Here is a 22,811-nt window from a genome sequence, read left to right as displayed (position 1 = left end):
CCTAAGGTTAAAGTCAATAGTAAACTTCATTTTATTTTATATAAATACAATAAAAAAAGTCCTTAATTCTAATTAGGAATCAAAGACTTTCGTTCTTTTCATTCTTACTTATTTATCGTTAAATAAAATCTAGGAAGTTATCAAAGCTGTCACTGGTATAATAAGTATTATTCCTACTCCACTACATAGAATCTGAAAAACCAGAACATGTTGTTCAAGATGGAATAATATTATCATATTAGTTAGTATATATCAAATAAGAGGATATTCTTGAGTTTCTAATGCAAGTCAGAAAAAGTGTTTTGTTCTGACGTGGTTTTTGCAAAATACTTTTTCTTCTGTTGTACACCAACTATTGGCTATTCAGAGGTCGTTATGTGAAACCATAAAGACCAGTATTTAAATTTTCAATTGATAAGTCCATATTTTATTTTTATTCGGTCTAATTTCTCAATCATTGGTTCTGATGCAAACCATAGAAAGAAAGAGGTTGCTGTGGCATGAATAATGTTGAAGGGAATACCTGTTGTATAATAAGTCATCATGCTTTTTATAGTGGGTTTTGCTTGCCACATTAGTGCTGAGCCGGTATCTAATATAAACCCGCAGACAAAAAACGTAGTGAGTGCTCCAAATATACATAGTGAGTTACGTCTTTTTCTTAGGAGTCCTTTACGGAATAATATTCCTGCGAGGAATCCTGCTATGCCAAAGGCAAACATCTGCCAAGGTGTCCATGTTCCTTGACCGAACATCATATTTGAGGCAAACGCTGTAACAGCTCCTACCAGAAAACCTGTTTCACCGCCAAAGCATACACCAGATATAATAACTATAGCTATGACTGGTTTAAACTGAGGAAGCATAAAAAATGCAGCTCTGCCAGCTACACCAATAGCACAAAGGACAGCAATGATAATGATTTCTCTTGCTTTAGGTTTTTTGCTCTCAAATACGAATAAAAATGGCAGCATTGTTTCTAATAATATCACTAGGCTTATAAAGTAATATTTTCTGTCTCCTAAGAAAAACACACCGCAATATATGGTTAGAGGTACTGCTATAAGTACCATAACCATAGCTATAATAGTTCTTTTTGTTAATTTTCGTTTTCCTTTTGTATCCTGTATAGAGAAATCAGGAGCATCTAGGTCTTTTCCTGGGATTATAGCTGTAAGGGTTATTGCAAGTTCAGAAACTAGTAGAAATTGAACTAGATAGTTTTTCCAATCATTATATTTATTCCATAGGAAAATAGTGGTTAATATAAATGCTGTTAACCCTACAACGGCTATTGTTATACGTTTGGGTGTTATTTTACATATGGACTTATATTTATTTCTGTCAAATTTAGTTATTTTAGTTTCTTGATTATGACTAGATACTTCATCATTTACCTTTGAACACATAATTTCATCTCTTATGCTTGATGAATCATTAGTGTGTATTTTACCGCCACAGGCTAGAATAACATCTTCTACAAGAATTGCTTTTGGTAGAATCGTTCTTGACATACGATTAGCGGCAGTAGTGTAAAAATTCTTACCGCAAAAAAAAGCTCTTGGTGTATCAATACTTGTAATTCGTCCATCAAAAAACATGGCACAGCGACTGGCATATCCTGCACAAAATTCAATATCATGGGATACCATAACTATTGTTATACCGTCTCCTTGTAATTTCTTAAGTATATCTGCAAATTTTACCTTGAAATGCCCATCAAGACCCTTGGTTGGTTCATCAAGCAATAGAATCTTAGGTCTCAGAAGTAATACTTTTGCCAGAGTTGCTCTTTGTTGTTCTCCCCCTGATAAATCATATGGATGCATATGTAAAAGACTTTTCAGCTCACATAACTCTGATACAGTATCTACCATATTTTTTTGTTCTTCTTTTGGAATTTTTCTTCCTGAAAGCATTTCATATAAATCCAGTTCTACAGTTTTCTTGACAAATAATGACTGAGGATTTTGTGGAAGGACTCCAATAAAATTAAATGAACGTGCTTCCTTTTTATTATTTATAATTGAATCCTTATATATTTTTACAGTACCTCTATAAGGCTCTAATATTCCATTTATGATAGATAGGGTAGTAGTTTTACCTGTACCATTTCCACCTACTATTGCAAAAAGTTCGCCTTCGCATATGTTAATGGACAACCCTTTTATTATATCTGGCAGTTCTTTTTCATAGCGAAACCAAACCTCATCCATTTTTATGATATAGTTTTTATTATCATTGATATTATCTTTAACTATTATATTTTCATCTATTATGTGGTTCTTTGCATATTCATTAATCCAGTTTCGTCCATCACGTACGGTAATAGGACATGCCAAATCATTGTTTATTTCTGCATAGATTTTCATAGGTGTAGGCATAGCAATAAACATATCGTGATTCAACTCTTTTAGTTTCTTCCCTGCCATTTTTGGAGTATCATCCACAATAACACTACCATTATCCATGACAATCACACGGTCTGAGATTGGAAGTGCATCTTCTAAACGATGTTCTGTAAGTATTACAGTAGTTCCTAATTCTCGGTTAATCTTTTTTATGGTTTCTAAGAAATCTGTTGCAGCTATAGGGTCAAGCTGACTAGTAGGTTCGTCTAGTATAATTACAGATGGCTGCATAACCATGACAGAAGCTAAATTAAGTAACTGTTTTTGCCCACCTGAGAGCTCTGTCACCTTTTTATGAAACCAAGTCTGTATACCAAAAAAAGATGCCATTTCTGATACTCTTCCTCTTATTTCAGGTGTTCTATAACCAAGACTCTCTAGTCCAAAAGCAAGTTCATGCCACACCTTATCAGTAACAATCTGATTATCTGGTGATTGCCTTACAAAACCTATTCTCTCTGTCTGCTGTCTTTGAGAGAGATTATCAAGTGGTGTGTTTTCGTAATAAACCTCACCTTCGCTTGTACCACATGGCATAAGAGTAGATCTTAGATGTCTAAGCAAAGTAGTCTTACCACATCCTGATTTACCGCATATAGTTATAAATTCACCTTGTTTTATTGAAAGATTAATATCATTTAATGCTGGATTACTTACTCTTGGATATGTAAAGGTTAAATCTTTGATTGTAATAACTTCCATCTTCTATTCTCCCAACTTTCTATTACTATTGGTGATATACAGAGTATTAGATAAGCTGTAAAAACACTTATAGAATAAGGTGTTATATCTACACTCTTCATACTTGGAAAATACCGAAAATAAACTCCACCAAGTAAAGAACCTATAAGCACATATACCCCTGTTCCACCAATAATAATCAACGCTTTTTTATCTCTCCTATCAAAATAATAGATGGAAAAAGCTGTTCTTCCATTAAGTCCATAACCACGTGTTTTCATGGAGTCGGCTGTTTCAATAGCATTCTCCAATGCCCAAGTAATCATGATTGATAAAATTTTTATTCCATATTTAGCTCTATTGATGATATTACCTTTTGATATATCTCTTCCTATACATTTTTGTCCGTTAGATATTATCTTAAGCTGTGCCTTAAATCTAGGTACAAATCTAAGTACCATGGATAAAACAAGAGATAATGCGGGTATTACTCTACCAAACAAATATATGAACTTGTCAGATGTCATAATAACATTATAACAACTGAACCAGCAAACTACAGATGCAAGCATAACAGATGCGGCGATACCAAATGTAATTGATTCTAGTGTAAGAGGGTTCCCACTGTCTAGATAAGTAAGTATAGTCACGCCCTCATGGTTGAATGCTGGATTAATCAACGCAGCTATTATCATCATAGGTAAAAGATATAGTAGATTAAAACGTATAGCTTTTTTTCCTATAAGTGTCACTGAATATGAAAATCCGCATCCCAATGAAATGGCAAGACAAAGAGGATGCATAAAAATCATTGAATAGATAAATACAAAGGTAAAGTAGGCAAAATTTACAATAGGATGATATCCTTCAAAAGCACTCCTCATGAATCTGCTCCCAACGCTAAATATCCACCTACATCTACTCCTAGATTACAAGTATATACCCATTCTATTACATCTCCCTCTTTTAACTGATAGCGACTGCAGCCATAGTTTGGAAACCAATCATTGACTTTATACATCCACCCTGATAATTCACCACAATCAAATTCATAAAGATTGTTTATACCTTCAACATAAGCACTATTATACATAGGAGTATTAACGAACTCCATGTGTATCTTGTTCTTCTTCATCTCTCTGATTAATACATTAAAAACACTTTCTCCTTCATAGAAAGTGACATTTTCCTGTTGAAAAATTATTCCATCCTCTGGTACAAGTTCAACCTTTTCCCTATCAAGCCAATTGATATTATTTAATATAGTATCACAGCGTACTGACATTGTGCAGGTAAGCTCCTTATCAGTTATTTCTACGTTTTGCGGTTCTATAGGTACAGGTTTTCCTTCAGGTACAGGATCTGTAAGATATTTATCTTTGCCTGTATCCTCATCAATCTTCATTCCTAAGGAAACAGAATAATCAGTATCACCTTTTTCAACTCCTGGAGAAGAACAATTAGTTAATTCTTCTACAAGACTTATTTTTTCCTCTGCTGTCAAAGAACCTTTTAAACCACCAGGACGTGATTCCAATTCTTTGGAATTATCAGTAGATACATTCCATCCTTGTAAACCAGGGGCATTTCCCCCCCACCAAAAAGAGATAGCAAGTACAGCAATAATTATAAAAAATACAATTACTTTAGTTTTGTTTAACTTCATTCTTAATACCCTCCCTATAGGAGCCTAGCATTATATAACATGTTATATATCATCCTAGCTATTTCACAACGTTTGATTGGTTCTTTAGGTAATATTTCCATTGCAGCAGAATCTAGTATTTCTTTATCATAGCAAAAAGCTAATGATTGTCTCGCCCATTTGTTAACTTTTACATAGTCAATAAACTGAGACAGGATATCTCTTGCTGCCATAGTATTATACTGTGTATCCATACCACAGAGTTTTGCTGCTCTTGTTACTACCACAGCAGCTTCTTCTCTTGTAATAATGGCATTTGGAGCATAGGTTGTAGATGACTTTCCAGAAATTATGCCATATGTATTAGCAGTTCCTATGTAACCTGCATACCACTTATCTTTTTTTACATCTATAAATTCATCTATTGCTTTTGGTTTAAGCCCTAATGCTTTAACAATGATTGAAGCAAATTCTCCTCGTGTCATGGTTGCATCTGGTTCAAACAAATCTTTAGTCTTTCCATTAATAATTTCTCTTGATGCAAGTGCTTCTATAGCTGATTGGTTCTCATGCCCTTTGATATCTATGAAAGTCTTCCCCATCCTAGTTATCTTAAGTTTTTTTATATCCTTATGTTTATCTTCAAGTCCTACACTATTAGCTGTACTACTTATTTCTCCTATATCAAGTTTATTTCTCATACGATAAAGACTTTCTTTCCCTTTTAATGCTCTTTGTACTGCGATAAGTCCATAAAAACCTTGTTCAGTTGCCATTTGGTTAGAACCACTTCCATTTTTAGTATGGAGAAATCCATTACCCTTTTTATAGAAAGTCATAAGGTTATCAAGCATTGTATTGCCGTTCTTTACAAATCGTTTATCGTCTACAGAAATTCCTAACTCACATAGAGCAACCAACATCTGAACACAACTTTCGGAATTAGCTGTACCCCAGCTTGAAAAACCTCCTTGGCTGTTTTGTATTTTTGACATACACGTAAGAGCCTCTTCACATGCTCTTTTCACCTCTGATTTGTACTGGTATTTTGCAAGTGCTTGAAGTGCCATACCTGTTATATCGGGGTCTGAAACACTGTCACCAATACTTTGGGATGTAGTTCCACCGAATAGCGACCAGCCACCATCAGCTAATTGACATTCTAGAATTCTATTAATATACATATCTCTTGTTGCTTGTACCTTGGCTTCTTTATTTCGAGGCATCGGGTAATTACCACTATCAAGAGCTATAAGTGCCCAGATAGGTCCGTTCATTCCTTGCCATATAGTTTTATCATAATCACCAAGAGCTGTTAGAAGATTATATCCTCCTACATCTGAAGGGTCCTTACCTATAGAAGTAAGGGCAACAATGAGCCTTGAATATTCAGTGTATTTTTTCTTATGTAAGACTCCTTTACAACCTTTCACATAATTTTCCACAGTCTTATAATAATTTTTATAGTATTTATCTGGTATTTCATAACTACTTCTTGCAAGTCCTAATACAGCCCATTCACCACCAATAGAACCTACTTGTGGTGATTTTACTGTTTTGTAGATATATTTTCCCGTATCTGTAATAGCAGCATCAAGTTCACTTGTACTTGTGGCGAAAACATAAGAATTAAAGCTTAACAACATAGTAAATATTAGTAAAGCACTTATACCTTTTCTAAGTAATTTCATAATTATTATTCCTCCTTATACACATATTTACAAAGTGAAATAGAGGGACAACGTATAATTAACGCTGTCACCCATATTCCAAACACTATTATTATGATTATTCTACTATGTTTTCCATGAATCTCTTAAGCATGGAAGCTACCTCGCCTCTAGTTGCTGTGCCTTGTGGTATAAGCATATTCTTAGATGAACCACTAATAATTTTATTACTAACTGCCCACTTCATTGAATGCACTGCCCACTCTGATATCATATGACTATCAGTATAAGATGAAATATCACCAGTTGAAGTAGTTTTATAATCTTTTAATTTTGCATAACGATACATCATAGTCGCTATCTGCTCACGAGTTATATTATCATTTGTTCCAAAAAACTCATCTGAATAACCATTTATGATTTTACTATAAGTCGCCCATACCACAGGATCATAGTAGGTTGAACCAATTTTTACATCTTTGAATAAGTTTTCACCTGTTACCTGTAGATTGCCAGCCATTTTATAGATTACATTTACAAATGTTCCACGAGACATATTTTCATTAGGTCTGAACATATTGTTTGATATATCATCTAATAACCCATGTTCTACTACATATAATACTGAATTATAATACCAATCAGTAGAAAATACATCTTTAATAGTTATCTTGTCTTTATCATAAACTATAGCAAATGTGGAAAAATGATCTGTCTTGAATATCATACTTTCACTTTCATCATCATAGTAAGCTCCTGTCATTTTAGCCACCTTATTGTTATCAGTAATATAATAAACTGAGAGTTTATTAGTATCTTCATCCTCCTTAGGTATATAAGGTAAAGATACTGTGACATCACCTACAAACTTAGTGATTATTTTATTATCTACTTTAATATATAAGTTATATATAGGCTTATCACCAACTAATTCTTTATTTCTACTAGATAACTGTTCTTTATCCGTCTCCTCTACTATTATACTTACATTAGAACCACTTGATTCTATTATTGAACTTAACGCTTTATTAGAGATATTTATTTCGGCAATATGTGATTTAGCTGTTAATCCAGCGTCTGTATTCTTAGCCAAATCCTTAATTATAGATTTTGACAGTTTAACGACTACTTTATCTACATCTTTTTTAATTACTGACTCAATAATCAATTCTCCAGCTTGATTCTTCTTAATGTCCTCTATTGCATTTTTTGCTTGACTGCCAGTTATAGTTAATGTTGCCGTATTACCTGAAATACTAACCTTAGGTTTTAATTTAATAAATTCCTTTTTATCTTCTTCTGGCTCTTCGGTATTACCCATTATTACAGAAGGTGATGCATTATCTGAATCAAAGGCGCCAAGTTCTTTCAATCGTTCAATAGCTGCATTATAGTTGGCTACATCTGCAACAGTTATGTACAATTTTTGTTCTGATGACAGTTTCTTATATGCAGTAGCAGCTGCCATCACTTCTGATTTATGCCTTAATTTTACTCTACCCGCTAGTGGTATTTTTTTAAGAAGCATTTTAACATTATCAATCTCTCCATAGAATAATAACTTATTTTCTGCATCAATTAATTTACTTAGATTAACTACTTTCTTTTTATCATTTGATGACAATTTGTTATAGTTATTTCTAGCTGCCTTAACTGCTTCCTCATAACTCTTATAATTAGATAGTTTTATTTTATTTTCTGAAGGTAATCCTTCAATTAGCTTATCTACATAATCTGCTTTACTGTTATATACCCTTAGAGTATATTTTGTTGCATCATACTCTCTTGCTTCTTCGCCTTGCTTGTTCATGGAAGGCCATGAATTCTCACCTATACCTATATAAATGATATCACCATTTTTTACAGATACGGTTTCGGTACGTTTGTAATATGCCGAACTTGTATTATACTGATTTAAAAAAGTCTTTACCAAGTAATTTTTATTATAGGCTGTTGGTGTAATCATTATATTTTTGGAATCACCATCAATCAGTAGTCCATATTCTGTAATATTTTTATTGAATGTTGGTGATAGCTGTCCTCCACTAATAGTAAGTGTTTTTAAGGATGTATCAGAATTTCCCCATGTACCTCCTAGATCTTTACCAAGGTTTTGGGTAAACATTACTTTGATTTCATCCCCATTTTCCAGACTATAATCTTTATTGGAAGCTCCGGCTCTAAAAGACTGAAAACCTTCATTGACAAACCAGTCATTAAGTGTACCCATCCAGCCTGAACCTCTATCACCTGAAAACTCACCTAAAGTTTTATCGTCTTTATTTATGGATGCAATGTATGTAATACCATAATTACTACCACCTGTTCCTTCCCAGTTATATCCATTAACAGCTAATGCTTTTAGAATAATTGTCATCATGGTATCATTCTCACATAGATTATACCAACCGTTTATAATTGTTCCTTTAAAATCCCCACCAGGGAAGGTCTCATTTTCTACAATTATCTTTACCTTTCCAATTACATTTCCATAGTCAGGTAATTCAGCACCCCAATCATCATCTTTTGTTGGAATAGCAGCCATTGCCGCAAGTGCTGCTCTACGAGCAGTTGCTATCATATCTAAATCAACAGCATTATTAATTGATGTTATCCCATTCTCTTTAGCCTGAGTAAGTCTAATGAAATCATCTTCCAAATAGTCCTCACTGTGATAATTTGAATAAGCCGCTATTACAGCATTTCTAGCAGCATCTTTGGCATTATTAAGCTTTGTTTCATCATCAATTGGAGGTTCATCATCACCTATTGACCTTACAATTATAGTTACGTCGTGATGAGGCATTAAAAATTCTCTAAGAATACTTTTACAGTCATCATGCATTTTATAAATGCTTATATCATCAGAAAAACTTTCTACTACACATGTATCTCCTACGCCGTTTCTTCCCTTATATCGTAGACCTACTTTAGTATTAGCCGTAACTTGTCCAGTAAATTTTTCTGGTTTTGCCGAACTTACAATATTACCATCTACAACACAGTATAAATGCTCATTAGATTGATTAAACTTATTAGTTTCATCAATTATAGTAAGATTATACTCTTCTGATTCTGGTAAATTATTTCCATTATCAGAATCTGCGTATGCTTTTAACAAGGATTTAATATGTCTATCCTCTAAAAATGTAAATAACTTCTTCTGATATTCTGTCAAAACATTGTATTTAGAAATTAATTCTTCTAATTTAGGTATATCTGATTGGCAGAGCCTGTTTTGGTCTATTTCATCTATAGATGGCAGATATTTTAATACTTCTCGTATAGGTGTTATAACTGTTTTATGGTCTATAGATTCTATGCTTTTCATACCATTAACAGCTGTATCAAATGCTGTTTTTGCTTCGTATGATGTTACTGAATTAGTAATTTTAGTGTTACCATCTTCATAAAATCTAGAAAGTTCCTTCCATTTATTAGAGTCATAGTTAGTTTGTCTATATGAATAATATGCTTTTTCTAGTTCAGTGAGCATTTTATCTTTAATTATCTTAGTTTCATTTTCAGTAGCTGGGTTTACATGTACAAATATAGTATCTCCAGCTATAACTCCTGTAACCTTTTTGCTGTCAAAATTATTTGATTCCTTATGATGAACACTTAATGAATGCCAACCTTCCTCGTAAAAAGTGTAGTTACAGTTACCATTATCATCTGTAATAGCAGTAGTTTCCTGATTTGCAGTAGTTACTTTATTTTTTTCTTCTACAGCAGAACTTACAAAAACCGTAGCTCCTGCAAAAGGCTCATCTTTTCCTGTATAATCACTAAGGTTAGCAGCAGCTGAATTAGCAGTAAATGAAACAGCTTGTCCCGCTCTTGTCTCTACTACATTATCAATCATATCTCCATTAGTGATTTTTGAAAGTCTAACATATGGAAGGACTTTATATGATTCGTATCCTTCTAGATTAGCACCACTTGAAGAACCATGCCTTGGTGCGTCTAAATATGCTACAACAATTCTATCCTTATCCTGTACTTTTATACTACTTAATGGATAATGAGATGTACCTATAGAATTACCAAGATTCAAAGTAAATAGTGCAGTTAAATCATGACTTGGAGCATCAAGCATAATTCCATTAATAAAAATTCCATAGTCCCCATGTATATTAATACCATTAATCTGATTAAAAACATCCTCTAGAGATGTGCCACTAGAGAGTGTTAAATTATAGATACCTGATTTCGTATCAAAAGCTTCTTTTTTTCTAGCAGCTGATGTATCTATTACCTTAAGAGATACATTTATTTTTTCTTTTGTTGATGTCAAACCATAGCATGATTTCCAATAATTATTGTAAACTTCTTTTATTTTTTTGTACACAGGTATTCCTGTTGTACCATTAGGCTTATCATTGTTGTCTAACCATTCTTTTGCGATATTTCTTTGTTGGATAAATAATGCAAAGCTGTCTGAAGTATAATCAGATTCTATAAGTTCCTCTGGATTAAATTGATTTATTAAAGCTTTTAGGTTCTCATATTTTTCCCCAGCATCAATTAAATCGCTACCCGAAGGGTCATCAGCATTTATTAATTTTTGTAATCCTGTAATTGCTTTGTTTATTTCTTCAGTATGGGTATCAACTTCAGGTTGATAAACGTTTTTATTAATGTCAGTTGGCTTACCTTTATCTTCACCATCTTGAATGTAAAGAGAAGTAAGTACTGTTTTAGCATTATTCAATGCGCTTTGATATGCTGACCATGACTTGGCTGTATATATGGATGAATCTTTATATGTATTTTCTGCATCATTTACAGTTTCATATAGTAGTGTTGGGTTAACATTAGTAATTGGAATTAGGTTATTAATTGCAGATTGAAGATTAGTAGTTGCTGTATCTATATCAACTTGTGTAGAACCATTATTACTGACTATTGATTTTGCATTATTTAAAACAGTTTGGTATATTGACCATAAACTATTTTGTTTACCTATATAATCTGTACCGTTAAAGCGGTCTTCGCTAGTGTAATAGCCAGTGGTTGGAGCGTTATTTATAGTATTTTGAAGAATTGTTTTATCAGTTGTTCCACTACCTGTAGAGTTAACATTGATTACTAGGTAGTCAACAGGACATAGCGAAGCGTATATTCCTACATTAGCGGGTTTATGTACTACTCTCACATGATAAGTACCGGGTTTGATACTATCTGTAGGTGTCAGAACAAGTTTTCCAGTACCACTATCTATATCAGTAAAAGTGGGAGTAAAAGGAAATTCTGATAATATCTTTATCAACTTTCCATTATCTAATCTATATATATCAACTGAAGAATAATCACCAAATCTTTGACCATATATTTTACCCAAGTTCGCTTGATCAGTAGTACATCTATACATATTTACTATAGTTGATATTTGTATATTAGAACTATTATTTATTTCATACGAAATATTATTGTCCAAAAATCTAGTCATAGTTATTTGGCTTGCTTTTGAATTCAAAGTATTACTCTCATTGGATAATTTAGTTGAAGTCGCACCACGAATAAATTTTGATATTCGTATTACTTGATTATCTTGTATTACTGTATTAATAAAATCAGTTGAACTTACAGCAGAATCACCTATTAAACAAATTAATGGACTCATGCCATAATATTTTCTTTCTTTTAGTTTCCTAGAATAAATCCCTATTGATTGTTCTCCATCTATTGCACTAATACTTCCATCTTTCTCCCATGTAACATAATTCCACCACTCAATAATACCTTTATTCTCAAGAGCTTTTATAAAAACATGAGCAACTGTATAAGTATTACTTAATGATTTGTCATAATCAATATGTTCTTTAATTAGTGAATTAATACGTAAAATATCTGAATTGGTTATTGTAATCTTCTGCATAGGAACAACAATATTTCTATCATCCACAAAAAAATTTTTATCATCGCAAGTCACCGTTTGTGGATTCTCACAATAAAACCATACTGAAATATCATTAGGTTCTGCATAAATAACTGTTGATAAACTTCCTATTATTATAGCAATAGTTATAAAAAAACTAAATAGACGCTTTTTAAAATACATACTATCACCTTCTATCTATTTATTTAGTAAGCAAGGCAGAGTTACTAAAAAATCAGCAACTCTACCTTCATTAGCTATTAAGAGAGTTTCAAAAGCACAATATATGGAGATTGATTTGAAGTTTGTGCAATTATACGAAGAAGAGTTTCTCCGCTTGTATTCAATGTTAAATCATACGTATTAGATGTGCTATTATTAATATTAAAAATATCATATCCAGAAGCTCCAATTGTAAATGAATCAGTATAATTTTCAGCTAATCCAGATATAGTTACTATTTCTTGATTTTGAGATATAGAAGTTGAAGATACTGTAATACCCATTCCTTCTAAATCACTAAATGTCATACCATCAATCTCAATACTTGGTCTAGTAGTAGGAACTGTTCCACCTGTACTAGTAGCTTTCTTAATACCACAAACCTCAGTAGAGATTTCACCGAATATACCATTCATAGCTGCAGCACCAGTATAGATACGTACAAAACGAATATTGTCTAGATTAACAGGGTTTCCGTTTACATCTACTGCCCAACTAATATCAATAGGGTCTCCACCGCCTGTGCCATCTATATAAGTATTATAATCTGAACTTGAACTAAGTGAAGCTACTCCATAAGGATTATATGCTATTGATTTATCTCCACTACTATTAGGGTGAACATCACAATAACCGAAGCCAAAACCAGTTGTTGTAGTAGCTGTAATGCCACCAAGCATTGTACCTGTTATTGTTAACTTATTTTGTGAATCATTATAGTCTGCAAATGACAATTGGTTTGTCTTATCTAAAGCAAGGTTTCCGTTTCTTCCGGTAAAGTAGTTACAATTAAGTGGGAACCAGCTGTGATTATGGAAAGTATTTTTTGTAATTGTACCAGTTTCACTACCAGTATAATTAACAGAATCCAATGTTCCAAGATTATTACCTGCTGTTGTATGTGTTATATTATCATTAGGATTAGGATTTTCATAAGTTAAACTAAAGTTCTTTTTTGTACTGTTTTCATAATATAAAGAACCTGCTATATCATACCAAGTATCAGGATTTCCTTCACTATCAGCCTGAGCTACTTGAATACAACCTGGTTCAGAATTATTCCAGAAAGCATTACCATATACTATAAAATCCACACCATATTTATTATTAGGGTCGTTATCAATATTTTTCATATCAAATACTGTGTATCCACCAAAAAATCCTAGTGATACACCTGTAGATGCAACATTATCTGCTAATAGTTTAATACCATCTGTACCTGAAAGATAGATGTCTCCCCATCCACCAACAGTTATACCTTCATTAGTAAACTGACCAGGAGCAGGTAAAAATGCGTAAACAGATGGATCTCCTGCAACTATAGGAGCATCACAAGTGAAGACAAAATCATATGTTCTCTCTGCACCATTTTTTGCAACTTTGATTGAGAAACTATGGTTTCCTGCTGTACTTGCAGAAATTACATTACCTGCAAATGAAATATCCGAGTCAGTAGTACTATAAGATATTGTTGCATCACTTGCCATAGCAACAGGTTCTATAGTGAAAGTAGCTGGAATAATGTCACTACCTGTAGTAGATATCAAAGTATAGCTTGGTACATAGGGATCAAAAGGAACAGATACTGCTACACTTTCATTAAAAGTTACTTTGCTAAGAAGTATATCATTATTAATAGAAGCATCAATGATAATTTCTCCCAAAGCTACTTTTTCGGTAGCTTTCACAGCATTATCTGAACCATTTAATGCATTTACTGCATTACTTGTATTAATACCAAAGGAATCAGCAATAGCTATAACTTTTTCTAATCCTTCGTTTAGCTGTGTTGTATAAGCATCATAATTAGCTACAACTTCTATAGGCATATAAGTACTAATACCGCCAGTACTTTTCATTTCAATACCAGCATAATCTGATAGCTTGACTGGAGTTGTTAATGGAGTACTTGAGTTTTTAGGATTAACTGCTACATTTGCATCTCTAACAAATGGTACAGACATGTTAATACTTTTTTCTAAACCTTTCCAAGTATATTCTTTACCATCTAGAACTTTAATTTTACCATCTACAATTATTAAACTATAATCACTAATTGTAGCTAGTACATCCGTTTGATAGTTATCTATTGTGTAATATTGTATATATGCATTATCTGGAACGATACAACTACCAGGTGCTACATCTCCCATTTTTCCGTTAATTTCATATAATACTGTCCATGGATAGCTTTGACCTGTAATACGAGTATATATACTTTCTACTGTGTCACCATCTTGTGTAGTTACTGTAGGATTTGGATTTGCCGCACCAGATAAATAAACTTCTACATTTGTAGGTGCTGCTGCTTTTGCAGTAAGAGGCATCATTGTAAGGATCATTGCCACTGCAAGTAAGATTGCACAACTTTTTCTTTTGCTTCTTGATAAAATCATTTTCTTTCCTCCTCGAATTTTGCTTACTTAGTCATATGTTCCGTGCACTAAAAAGGACACTCCTACGAGCGCCCTGACATACTTGGTTTAGAACATAAAGATTCCACCTATTTATGCCTTCCAACCTCAGGGATTTGCATTACATTTTAACAAACAGAGTGAGAATATCCCGACTTAGCCATTTGCCACTTACACTGTGGTTTTCCTACTAAAACACCTTCCCGATTATTTCACAAGTAAAATGAAATTCTCAGTGGTATATTGTCCTTTCGTTGGCATTACGGTTGCTGAGACAGTGTCGGATTTTCACCGAAGAATATATAATATTCACTCACAACTAATTATTGTGACCTTCCTCTCAAACTGCCTTTATTAAATTTTTTTGTAAATACCTACAGTAGTACACTCGATACATATACTATTAGGTCCAAGAAAAAGCAAATTAGTATTTTCTGTTTCTCGACAGCTACATTGTAACATTTTGTTTGATTAATGTAAATAGTTATTATGATATATTTTAACTATTAAAAATTTTATCTGTTCTATAAAATCTTCTCCGTACTGTGGAATTACATAATATCTTATGTACATACCTGCTTTTTCACTTTCGAATTTACATTCCTCAACAAAAAATTCATAAAAATCATTTGCATTACTAACAATGACATTATCATTTAAAGCAAGCATCTCTTTCAGTATAGTTAGCATCAATAATTGCTGATTATTGCATAAAAACTTCCTCCTCATATTTTTGTAATATCTTTTAATAAGATTATCTTAATCCTATCTATTTAATAATTTTATAAAATTATGAGCATGTTTTCTATGGATTGTTTTCCTTATAGGTTAAATATTTTTACATTCTATTCATTCTTAATATTTTCTTTAATTACTTTACATATTAAATTGAATATAATAAAATATTATTTAATATCCATTCAGGATAAATATTATATTTAGAGGTGATTAATATTTTTTCTCCAGTAAAAAATAAGAAGATATATGAATATGTTATTGAACAGATCCAAAAGATGATTTTAGATGGTACGCTAAAAGAAGGTGATCGTCTACCTGCTGAAAGAGAATTAACTGAACTGTTAGGTGTTAGTAGAACTTCAGTAAGAGAAGCCATAAGAGCTTTAGAAGTTATTGGTTTAGTTGAAAGTAGACAAGGTGAAGGTAATTTTATTAGCGCAAACGCCTCTATTACTCTTCTTGAACCATTATCAGTTAAATTTATGTTAAGTAAAGGTAATACAAAAGAAATACTTGAACTTAGAAGATTATTAGAATTAGAAACCGCTTTTTTAGCTGCTAAGAAAGCTACAGAAAAAGATATTCAAGAATTACAAATATTAATTACTAAACTTAGCACAACTGATAATGAGGATCTATGTGCCAAAATTGATAAAGAGTTTCACTATAAGATATCAGAAATAGCAGACAATAGTTTAATTATAAATATATTGCTTTCTGTACAATACTTAATGGAAGCATCTATAATTGATGCAAGAGAAATGATATTGAAAAATCCAGAACAAAAAGATTTACTTGTTAAGCAACATGAGAATATATATAATTCAATTAAATCTCATAATCCCGAAGAAGCTCAAAATGCTATGAGAGAACATTTGGCATTTGTAAATAAAACACCTAAGAGCTCTTGATTAATATGTAATATCGTGATATTATATTTTTTAATATTGGTATGACCATTATACCACCATTATATAAATACTGAAAGAAGGAAGACTATGAAGTTACTTAGACAATTTGGCATTATAATAGGAATTTTTTTAATTGGTGAGATACTTAATAAGCTTTGTCATATACCTGTTCCCGGTAATATTCTAGGTATGCTGATTTTATTTGTATTACTAAGTCTTAATATTATCAAGGTTGAAACAATTAAAGAGGTAAGTGATTTTCTACTAAGTCATTTAGCATTTTTCTTTATTCCACCTGGTGTAGCGTTAATATCATCACTTGATACATTAAGTAATATATGGATAAGCTTTTTATTCATTGTAATCCTTACTACTATCATAGTAATGAGTGTCACTGGTTTAACTGTTCAAAAAGTCATGAAAAGAGGCAGAAAATGATGGAAGATTTTTTTAATAATCCTAGCTTTGGTATATTCATTTCAATTGTTATGTTTGAAATTGGTTTATACATAAATAAAAAGACCAAATTAGCTCTTATGCATCCACTTTTAATTAGTATTGGTTTGATTATTGGTGTACTATTGATATTTGGTATACCTTTAGAATCATATGAAAAAGGTGGAGATATGATATCATATTTATTAGGACCTGCAACAGTGATTTTGGCTGTTCCTTTGTATAAACAATTCCATTTGTTTAAAGAGAATACAAAACCCATTCTAATTGGGATTATTGTGGGTGTATTGACAACCATAACCAGTGTATTTGTGTTATGCAAAGTATTTGCTTATGAAGATCAATTGTTTTATACACTTATTCCAAAATCTATAACCACTCCTATTGGTATAGAAGTATCCAATACTATTGGTGGAATTCCAGCAATAACAGTAGTTGCAATTGTTTTAACAGGAATTATAGGTGCGATAATTGCCCCAGTTGTGATGAAATTTTTCAAAATAAATGATGAAGTAGCAATCGGTATTGCTATCGGTACATCTTCCCATGCAGTTGGGACTTCAAAAGCTATGGAAATGGGCGAAATACAAGGTGCAATGAGCGGATTATCTATAGGATTAGCAGGAATAATTACAGTTCTATTCAGCTCACTATTTGTTAAGATACTAGAATTATTTATGTAATACTTATAGTAAACACATGATTTCTTCAATAATCATGTGTTTTGTTATGTATTCAAAACACTTATAATGTTAATTACCATATAATATTAAAAACCGAGTAAAATACTAACTTTACTCGGTTTATTATATCTCTTTATTTTATTATATGTATAATCCACTTAACTATAAATAATTTGAAGGATTCTGTGGAACTCCATTTTTACGAACTTCAAAGTGTACGTGTGGTCCTGTACTATTTCCTGTACTACCTGAAGCAGCGATAGATTGACCTTTTGTAACCTTTTGTCCTTTTTTAACATACAACTTACTATTATGTGCATAATAAGTTACATATCCTTCTCCATGGTCTATCTTAATTAAATAGCCATATCCTCCACTCCATCCAGAAAAAATTACTGTTCCTGATTCTGAAGCTTTTACTTTAGTTCCTCTAGGAACACCTATATCAATTCCTGTGTGGAATGATCCCCATCTTCTCCCAAAGGGAGATGTAATTCTACCGTAAACTGGTCTTGAAAAAGTTGGTAGAGTTCTTGTTCCAACAACAATAATTGTTTTAGTTGGTTCTTTTATAACTTTCTCAGAAACAATTTCTCTTTCTGATTCTAAACCATTAATGCAAGTAACATTGGTTGTTAATTGTTTTATTCCTGGCTCTCCTTGTTGAATTGTTTTCTTGTATGTCTTATATTTGCTACTGTCTTTTTGATATTCAACAGGACATGCTATACTTTCTTCATATGTAAGTTGCTCTTTTACTTTTACTGATAATAATGGTTTTGGTACCATTAAGTTAACTTCTTGTCCAATTTGGATTACACTATCTTGTTTGAACTGTGGGTTTATCTTCAATAATTCTGATAATCCCATTCCATTACCATTTGCTATCTCTGATAATGTATCTCCAGATTTTATTGTATATGTAACTTTTTCTTCTTTACTTGATTTTAGTTTACTAACTGCTTCATCTTTTTGAACAATACTTTCTTGGCTAACATAAAGTGTATCTTCCTGTACTGATTCTACAAATGCTACATCTTCAACACTTCCTTGATGGTCTTGTGATATATAACCACTTTTAACATCTTCCAAAACAGATTCAGCTGTTTGTTCATCTTTTACAACAATCTTGGTTTGTTCATCAATTGATAATACATTTGCTTTTACAAAAAAATCATTCTTGTTATATAATAATGTAGTAAATAACCCATTTGCTAACTCTTCATCTGTCATAAGAACTTGTTTTAGTTTCTTAACTGGAAAAGTACTAACTAAATCATCTACTAAGATTACTGTTCCTAATTCATTTTGTAAACGAATTGTTACATCTTTCATTATCTGACCTAAATTTTCTGTATCTTTAACAAATCCTATTTCACTATTTTTATAAGTAACTTTATAAACCATTTGAGATTGATCATTCATATTTGCTTGTATGAACACTGTAGCAAATATCAATGAAAAAAACATAACAATTAATACAATCGTATTTTTTCCAACAGTTTTCATATTTATGGGGCTCATGTTTTATCCTCCGTATGTAAATTCGTTTGAATCAATTTCTAATTTATTATAATTATTTCATTATTATCTTTAATTATTAAATATTATCTTTTACTATTGTTTGTTTTATCATCTTCTCTGTTCCCATTCAACACCCTCTTTACTATTCTCTACAAAAACGTCATATTTTTACGATATTTTTTCCAGTTCAACATTCGTATGAGTCTCTGTTCATATATTACGTAATTATAACATTTATTATTCTGTACGTCAAACTTTTGTAACATTTATTTGTAATTTTTTTGTAATATTTTAAAAAACCATAAAAAAATAAACCTAGATTAGTTTTTTTATTCGCTAAAGTAGGTTTATCTTTTACAAAAAATATTATATATTCTCTATTCCACTATTATTTTGATATCATTTGCACTAAAACGCAAAGATTTAGCCTTGATAATAATTTCTCCTTTTTCTCCTGTTGTCTTAATCCACATACCTATACATCCACCTATCAAACTTACTTTATCTGGTCCTATTATCTTAGCTGGACCTTCAATATCAAGCTCAATAAATTCGTTAATAAAAGGTAATATATTTCCTTTTTGATCAACACATTTATAAACAATCCTAGTAGTATCCCAATCACCACTGTTCAAGGTTTTATCATCTGCTATACCTATTAATTCTGTAGCAATAGGATTTTTACAAAACTGTTTTTGGGTTACTTCCTTATTATCCACATATCCAACAAATCTTACATCACCCCAAGAACTACCCCATGTACTTACATTAGCATCTATTATTACTGGTGGATGAACTAACCCCCTATAATTCTCTTTATCAGGTAGATAACAATCAATATATTTATCTTCTATATACATTTCTACTTTCTCACAATTAGTATATACAATTATTGGAGATATTCCCCCTTCATCTCTTTCACCATTTGCCCAAATAGTTGCAGGCTCAAGTACTGGCTCTACTTTTGGATCTTTTTGTGAACGATATGTAGCAGCAGCCAATTTAGGTATGCGAAACATATCCATTACACCATGATAACATATCCTATCACCTGAACCAAAATCATAATGGGTATTATAATCGAATGCACACCAGCATATCAAGCCACTGATAGTACTATCTAGAAAAGTTTCATTATGAGCATTAAGATGTCTGTTAGCATGGTTTATAAGTCTTTCTTCTTTATCAAATCTTTTAGTAGGATAAATATGTCCTACTTTCTCAGTAACCATATAAGGAACCAAATAATCTAGACCAGTGATACTTTGCTGACGTCTCTGATGTATATCAAAATCATTCATAGTATAAACATCTTCCAACAGTTCACTATCAGATATACATCTTATCCCGCCTGTTTGCCTCGTAGTATCTAGATTATGGGCTATTTCATTAGTTTTCACATAGAAATCATGGTCATCCTTGGATTCATTAATTCTAACCCCCCATATAATAATGGAAGGATGGTTATAATCTCTTGTAATCATCTCTCTTACATTCTCACAAGCAACCTCTTTCCAAACTTCATCTCCAATATGCTGCCATCCTGGAATTTCTTCAAGAACCAATAATCCAATCTCATCACAACGATTCAAGAAGTGTCTTGATTGTGGATAGTGTGAAGTTCTAACAATATTAAGACCTAAGTCTTTTAGTATCTCTGCATCTTTTTCTTGTGCTCTTTTTGGCATAGCATAACCTACATAAGGAAATGCTTGATGACGGTTAAGCCCAACTAAATTAAGATGTTTTTTATTGAGATAGAATCCATTCTCTGTAAACTCTACTATTCTAAAACCTATTCTTTCTTCACGTGTATCTATGACTTCATTATCTTTCTTTAATGAGATCAACACATTATATAGATTAGGATTATCTATATCCCATAACTTTATATTAGTTAAATCATTGAGGGATATTGTTTTCACAGTATTACCTTTACTAACTTCCATATTATTTTCTATAGTCCCGCAAACATTATTTTCTTCGTCCAGCAATTTTAATTCTACTATTATATTAGCTGATATGTTACTACTAATAAAAACATCTGTCTCCACTATCTTATTATCACTCAAAACATCTTCAGTACGAATGAATGAATGACTAATATGTATATCATCAACTATTCTTAAAGAAACTTCTCGATATATTCCCCCATAGCATAGATAATCTATAGTATGTCCAAAAGGAGGTATATCATTTCTTTCAGTAGAATCTACCATTACAGTCAATACGTTATCTTCATTAAATAATACTTTATCTGTAATGTCTATTGAAAAAGGAGTATATCCACCTTTATGCTCCCCTACATATTCTCCGTTGACAAAACATTTTGCATAAGTCATTACACCTTCAAAATCAATAAACAATCCATTTTTACTGTATTTATCTTCAATGGAGAAATGTTTTCTATAGCATGAAACAAATTGGTAATCCCTCTCATCAAAATAATTATATGGTATGGTCTTATTAGCATGTGGTAACATTACATTTTCGAAAGAAGAATCATTATAATTCTTTTCAATGAATTCTTCTTCGAACCTTTCAGTATATAACCAGTCATTATTAAAAGTTAGATTTTTATGCATATTATCTCCTCCTTGCATAATATTATATTTTTAGTTCATTTTATTATTTTCTTATATCTACAAGATACAAAGATATAACTATATTAATAATATATCAAAGATATATTCCCTTGTATATCTAATAATATTATGGTATATATAATTATATGAAACTATTTTATTATATTATGAAGAGGTGAATCTTATGCAGCAGACATTCTTTCCAGTGATATTGGATAAAGATGCTAAACTACCTATTTACTTAACATCAGCAGGTTGTGAATTCTATCAAGAAAGCATTGATCGTAGATATGGTTTTTCTTCATATCATTGGATTCAATGTTATGAGGGGAAAGGTGAAGTAACAATTGGTAATGATAGTATTATCTTAGAAAAAGATATGGGTATGGTTATATATAAAGACGAACCTCATCATTATCGTCCTTTATCAGAAACATGGCTTACTGATTGGATTACTTTTGATGGATTTGCTGTGAAACAACTACTGAATACTTTGGGATTCTATAAATCCAACTATTATTATATAAAAGAAATAGATATAATACGACAAAAAATTATTAACTGTATTGAGACTGGTAATTCTTATAATAACCATAATCAGTTGTCTGTAATGAGCTATGATTTTATAATGTCATTACCAGATTACATTATCCATAAATCTTACCCTTTTCAATTATCAAAAATGGCTGTTGTTATTAACTATATTAATGAAAATTATTTTAAAACCCTTACTATAGATACCTTGGCAGCACTTATTGACGTGACACCTCAGTACCTATGCAGGCTATTTATTGAAAGCACTAAAAAAAGACCATTTGAATATATTAATGAGGTCAGGATACAAAAGAGCAAAGAATTAATGCTAAATACTAGCTTTAATATCAGTAAAATAGGTAAACAAGTAGGTTTTGAAGATGCAAGTTATTATGGTAAGTGGTTTAAAAGAATAGAAAAAATTACACCAGGTGCATTTAGAAAACATTATAAGGG

At 31.7% G+C, this 22,811-nt stretch carries 13 protein-coding genes and 1 riboswitch; of the genes, 4 read left to right on the top strand and 9 right to left on the bottom strand.

Features of this window, described 5'->3' with window-relative positions; translation table 11 throughout:
* Positions 1–407: 407 nt before the first annotated feature.
* The 7 genes from AACQ14_RS11175 to AACQ14_RS11145 form a co-directional block, all read right to left on the bottom strand.
* Positions 408–3,113, bottom strand: coding sequence for an energy-coupling factor transporter ATPase (locus AACQ14_RS11175; RefSeq protein ID WP_339363675.1), 2,706 nt, complete (start codon positions 3,111–3,113; stop codon positions 408–410).
* Positions 3,086–3,976: a CbiQ family ECF transporter T component gene (locus tag AACQ14_RS11170; RefSeq protein ID WP_339363674.1), complete on the bottom strand. Its 891-nt coding sequence runs from the start codon at positions 3,974–3,976 to the stop codon at positions 3,086–3,088. The genes AACQ14_RS11175 and AACQ14_RS11170 overlap by 28 nt, the downstream gene beginning before the upstream one ends.
* Positions 3,973–4,758, bottom strand: coding sequence for a DUF4430 domain-containing protein (locus AACQ14_RS11165; RefSeq protein ID WP_339363673.1), 786 nt, complete (start codon positions 4,756–4,758; stop codon positions 3,973–3,975). Before AACQ14_RS11165 ends, AACQ14_RS11170 begins: the two co-directional genes overlap by 4 nt.
* 14 nt (positions 4,759–4,772) lie before the next feature.
* A complete protein-coding gene (locus AACQ14_RS11160; protein ID WP_339363672.1) occupies positions 4,773–6,428 on the bottom strand; it encodes an S-layer homology domain-containing protein in 1,656 nt (551 codons plus the stop codon).
* Positions 6,429–6,525: 97 nt separating this feature from the next.
* Entirely contained in the window at positions 6,526–12,471 is a 5,946-nt protein-coding gene (locus AACQ14_RS11155) for an S-layer homology domain-containing protein (protein ID WP_339363671.1), read from the bottom strand.
* Positions 12,472–12,548: 77 nt separating this feature from the next.
* Positions 12,549–14,906, bottom strand: coding sequence for a hypothetical protein (locus tag AACQ14_RS11150; protein WP_339363670.1), 2,358 nt, complete (start codon positions 14,904–14,906; stop codon positions 12,549–12,551).
* Between the two features lie 165 nt (positions 14,907–15,071).
* Positions 15,072–15,220: riboswitch (cobalamin riboswitch) on the bottom strand.
* 175 nt (positions 15,221–15,395) lie between these two features.
* Complete coding sequence (locus AACQ14_RS11145; RefSeq protein WP_339363669.1) at positions 15,396–15,614, bottom strand: hypothetical protein; 219 nt, start codon at positions 15,612–15,614, stop codon at positions 15,396–15,398.
* A 254-nt stretch (positions 15,615–15,868) separates the two neighbouring features.
* Between AACQ14_RS11145 and AACQ14_RS11140 the strand changes: the two genes are divergently transcribed.
* The 3 genes from AACQ14_RS11140 to AACQ14_RS11130 all read left to right on the top strand — a co-directional run bounded on the left by AACQ14_RS11140 (position 15,869) and on the right by AACQ14_RS11130 (position 17,712).
* Complete coding sequence (locus AACQ14_RS11140) at positions 15,869–16,573, top strand: FadR/GntR family transcriptional regulator (RefSeq protein ID WP_339363668.1); 705 nt, start codon at positions 15,869–15,871, stop codon at positions 16,571–16,573.
* Positions 16,574–16,660: 87 nt separating this feature from the next.
* Complete coding sequence (locus tag AACQ14_RS11135) at positions 16,661–17,011, top strand: CidA/LrgA family protein (protein WP_339363667.1); 351 nt, start codon at positions 16,661–16,663, stop codon at positions 17,009–17,011.
* Entirely contained in the window at positions 17,008–17,712 is a 705-nt protein-coding gene (locus AACQ14_RS11130) for an LrgB family protein (RefSeq protein ID WP_339363666.1), read from the top strand. Before AACQ14_RS11135 ends, AACQ14_RS11130 begins: the two co-directional genes overlap by 4 nt.
* 162 nt (positions 17,713–17,874) lie before the next feature.
* On the opposite strand, the gene AACQ14_RS11125 is transcribed toward AACQ14_RS11130, so the two are convergent.
* A complete protein-coding gene (locus tag AACQ14_RS11125; RefSeq protein WP_339363665.1) occupies positions 17,875–19,236 on the bottom strand; it encodes a M23 family metallopeptidase in 1,362 nt (453 codons plus the stop codon).
* 377 nt (positions 19,237–19,613) lie between these two features.
* On the bottom strand, positions 19,614–21,821 hold the full coding sequence (locus AACQ14_RS11120) for a glycoside hydrolase family 2 protein (protein WP_339363664.1): 2,208 nt from the start codon (positions 21,819–21,821) through the stop codon (positions 19,614–19,616).
* 184 nt (positions 21,822–22,005) lie between these two features.
* On the opposite strand from AACQ14_RS11120, the gene AACQ14_RS11115 reads away from it, so the two are divergent.
* Positions 22,006–22,811 (top strand): AraC family transcriptional regulator (locus AACQ14_RS11115; protein WP_339363663.1); only part of this gene is annotated, 806 nt, incomplete at its 3' end.

Origin of the sequence: Vallitalea maricola (assembly GCF_036985595.1) — a bacterium.
In the GTDB taxonomy this organism is placed as follows: domain Bacteria; phylum Bacillota; class Clostridia; order Lachnospirales; family Vallitaleaceae; genus Vallitalea; species Vallitalea maricola.
Note: the sequence above shows the minus strand (reverse complement) of the source record. Positions and strands in the feature narration are given on the sequence as shown.

What these genes read in the sequence shown, in the direction of transcription:
- AACQ14_RS11175 (WP_339363675.1), bottom strand. Translation starts at nt 3,113, where the DNA reads ATGGAAGTTATTACAATCAAAGATTTAACCTTTACATATCCAAGAGTA.
- AACQ14_RS11170 (WP_339363674.1), bottom strand. Translation starts at nt 3,976, where the DNA reads ATGAGGAGTGCTTTTGAAGGATATCATCCTATTGTAAATTTTGCCTAC.
- AACQ14_RS11165 (WP_339363673.1), bottom strand. Translation starts at nt 4,758, where the DNA reads ATGAAGTTAAACAAAACTAAAGTAATTGTATTTTTTATAATTATTGCT.
- AACQ14_RS11160 (WP_339363672.1), bottom strand. Translation starts at nt 6,428, where the DNA reads ATGAAATTACTTAGAAAAGGTATAAGTGCTTTACTAATATTTACTATG.
- AACQ14_RS11155 (WP_339363671.1), bottom strand. Translation starts at nt 12,471, where the DNA reads ATGTATTTTAAAAAGCGTCTATTTAGTTTTTTTATAACTATTGCTATA.
- AACQ14_RS11150 (WP_339363670.1), bottom strand. Translation starts at nt 14,906, where the DNA reads ATGATTTTATCAAGAAGCAAAAGAAAAAGTTGTGCAATCTTACTTGCA.
- AACQ14_RS11145 (WP_339363669.1), bottom strand. Translation starts at nt 15,614, where the DNA reads ATGCTAACTATACTGAAAGAGATGCTTGCTTTAAATGATAATGTCATT.
- AACQ14_RS11135 (WP_339363667.1), top strand. Translation starts at nt 16,661, where the DNA reads ATGAAGTTACTTAGACAATTTGGCATTATAATAGGAATTTTTTTAATT.
- AACQ14_RS11130 (WP_339363666.1), top strand. Translation starts at nt 17,008, where the DNA reads ATGATGGAAGATTTTTTTAATAATCCTAGCTTTGGTATATTCATTTCA.
- AACQ14_RS11125 (WP_339363665.1), bottom strand. Translation starts at nt 19,236, where the DNA reads ATGAGCCCCATAAATATGAAAACTGTTGGAAAAAATACGATTGTATTA.
- AACQ14_RS11120 (WP_339363664.1), bottom strand. Translation starts at nt 21,821, where the DNA reads ATGCATAAAAATCTAACTTTTAATAATGACTGGTTATATACTGAAAGG.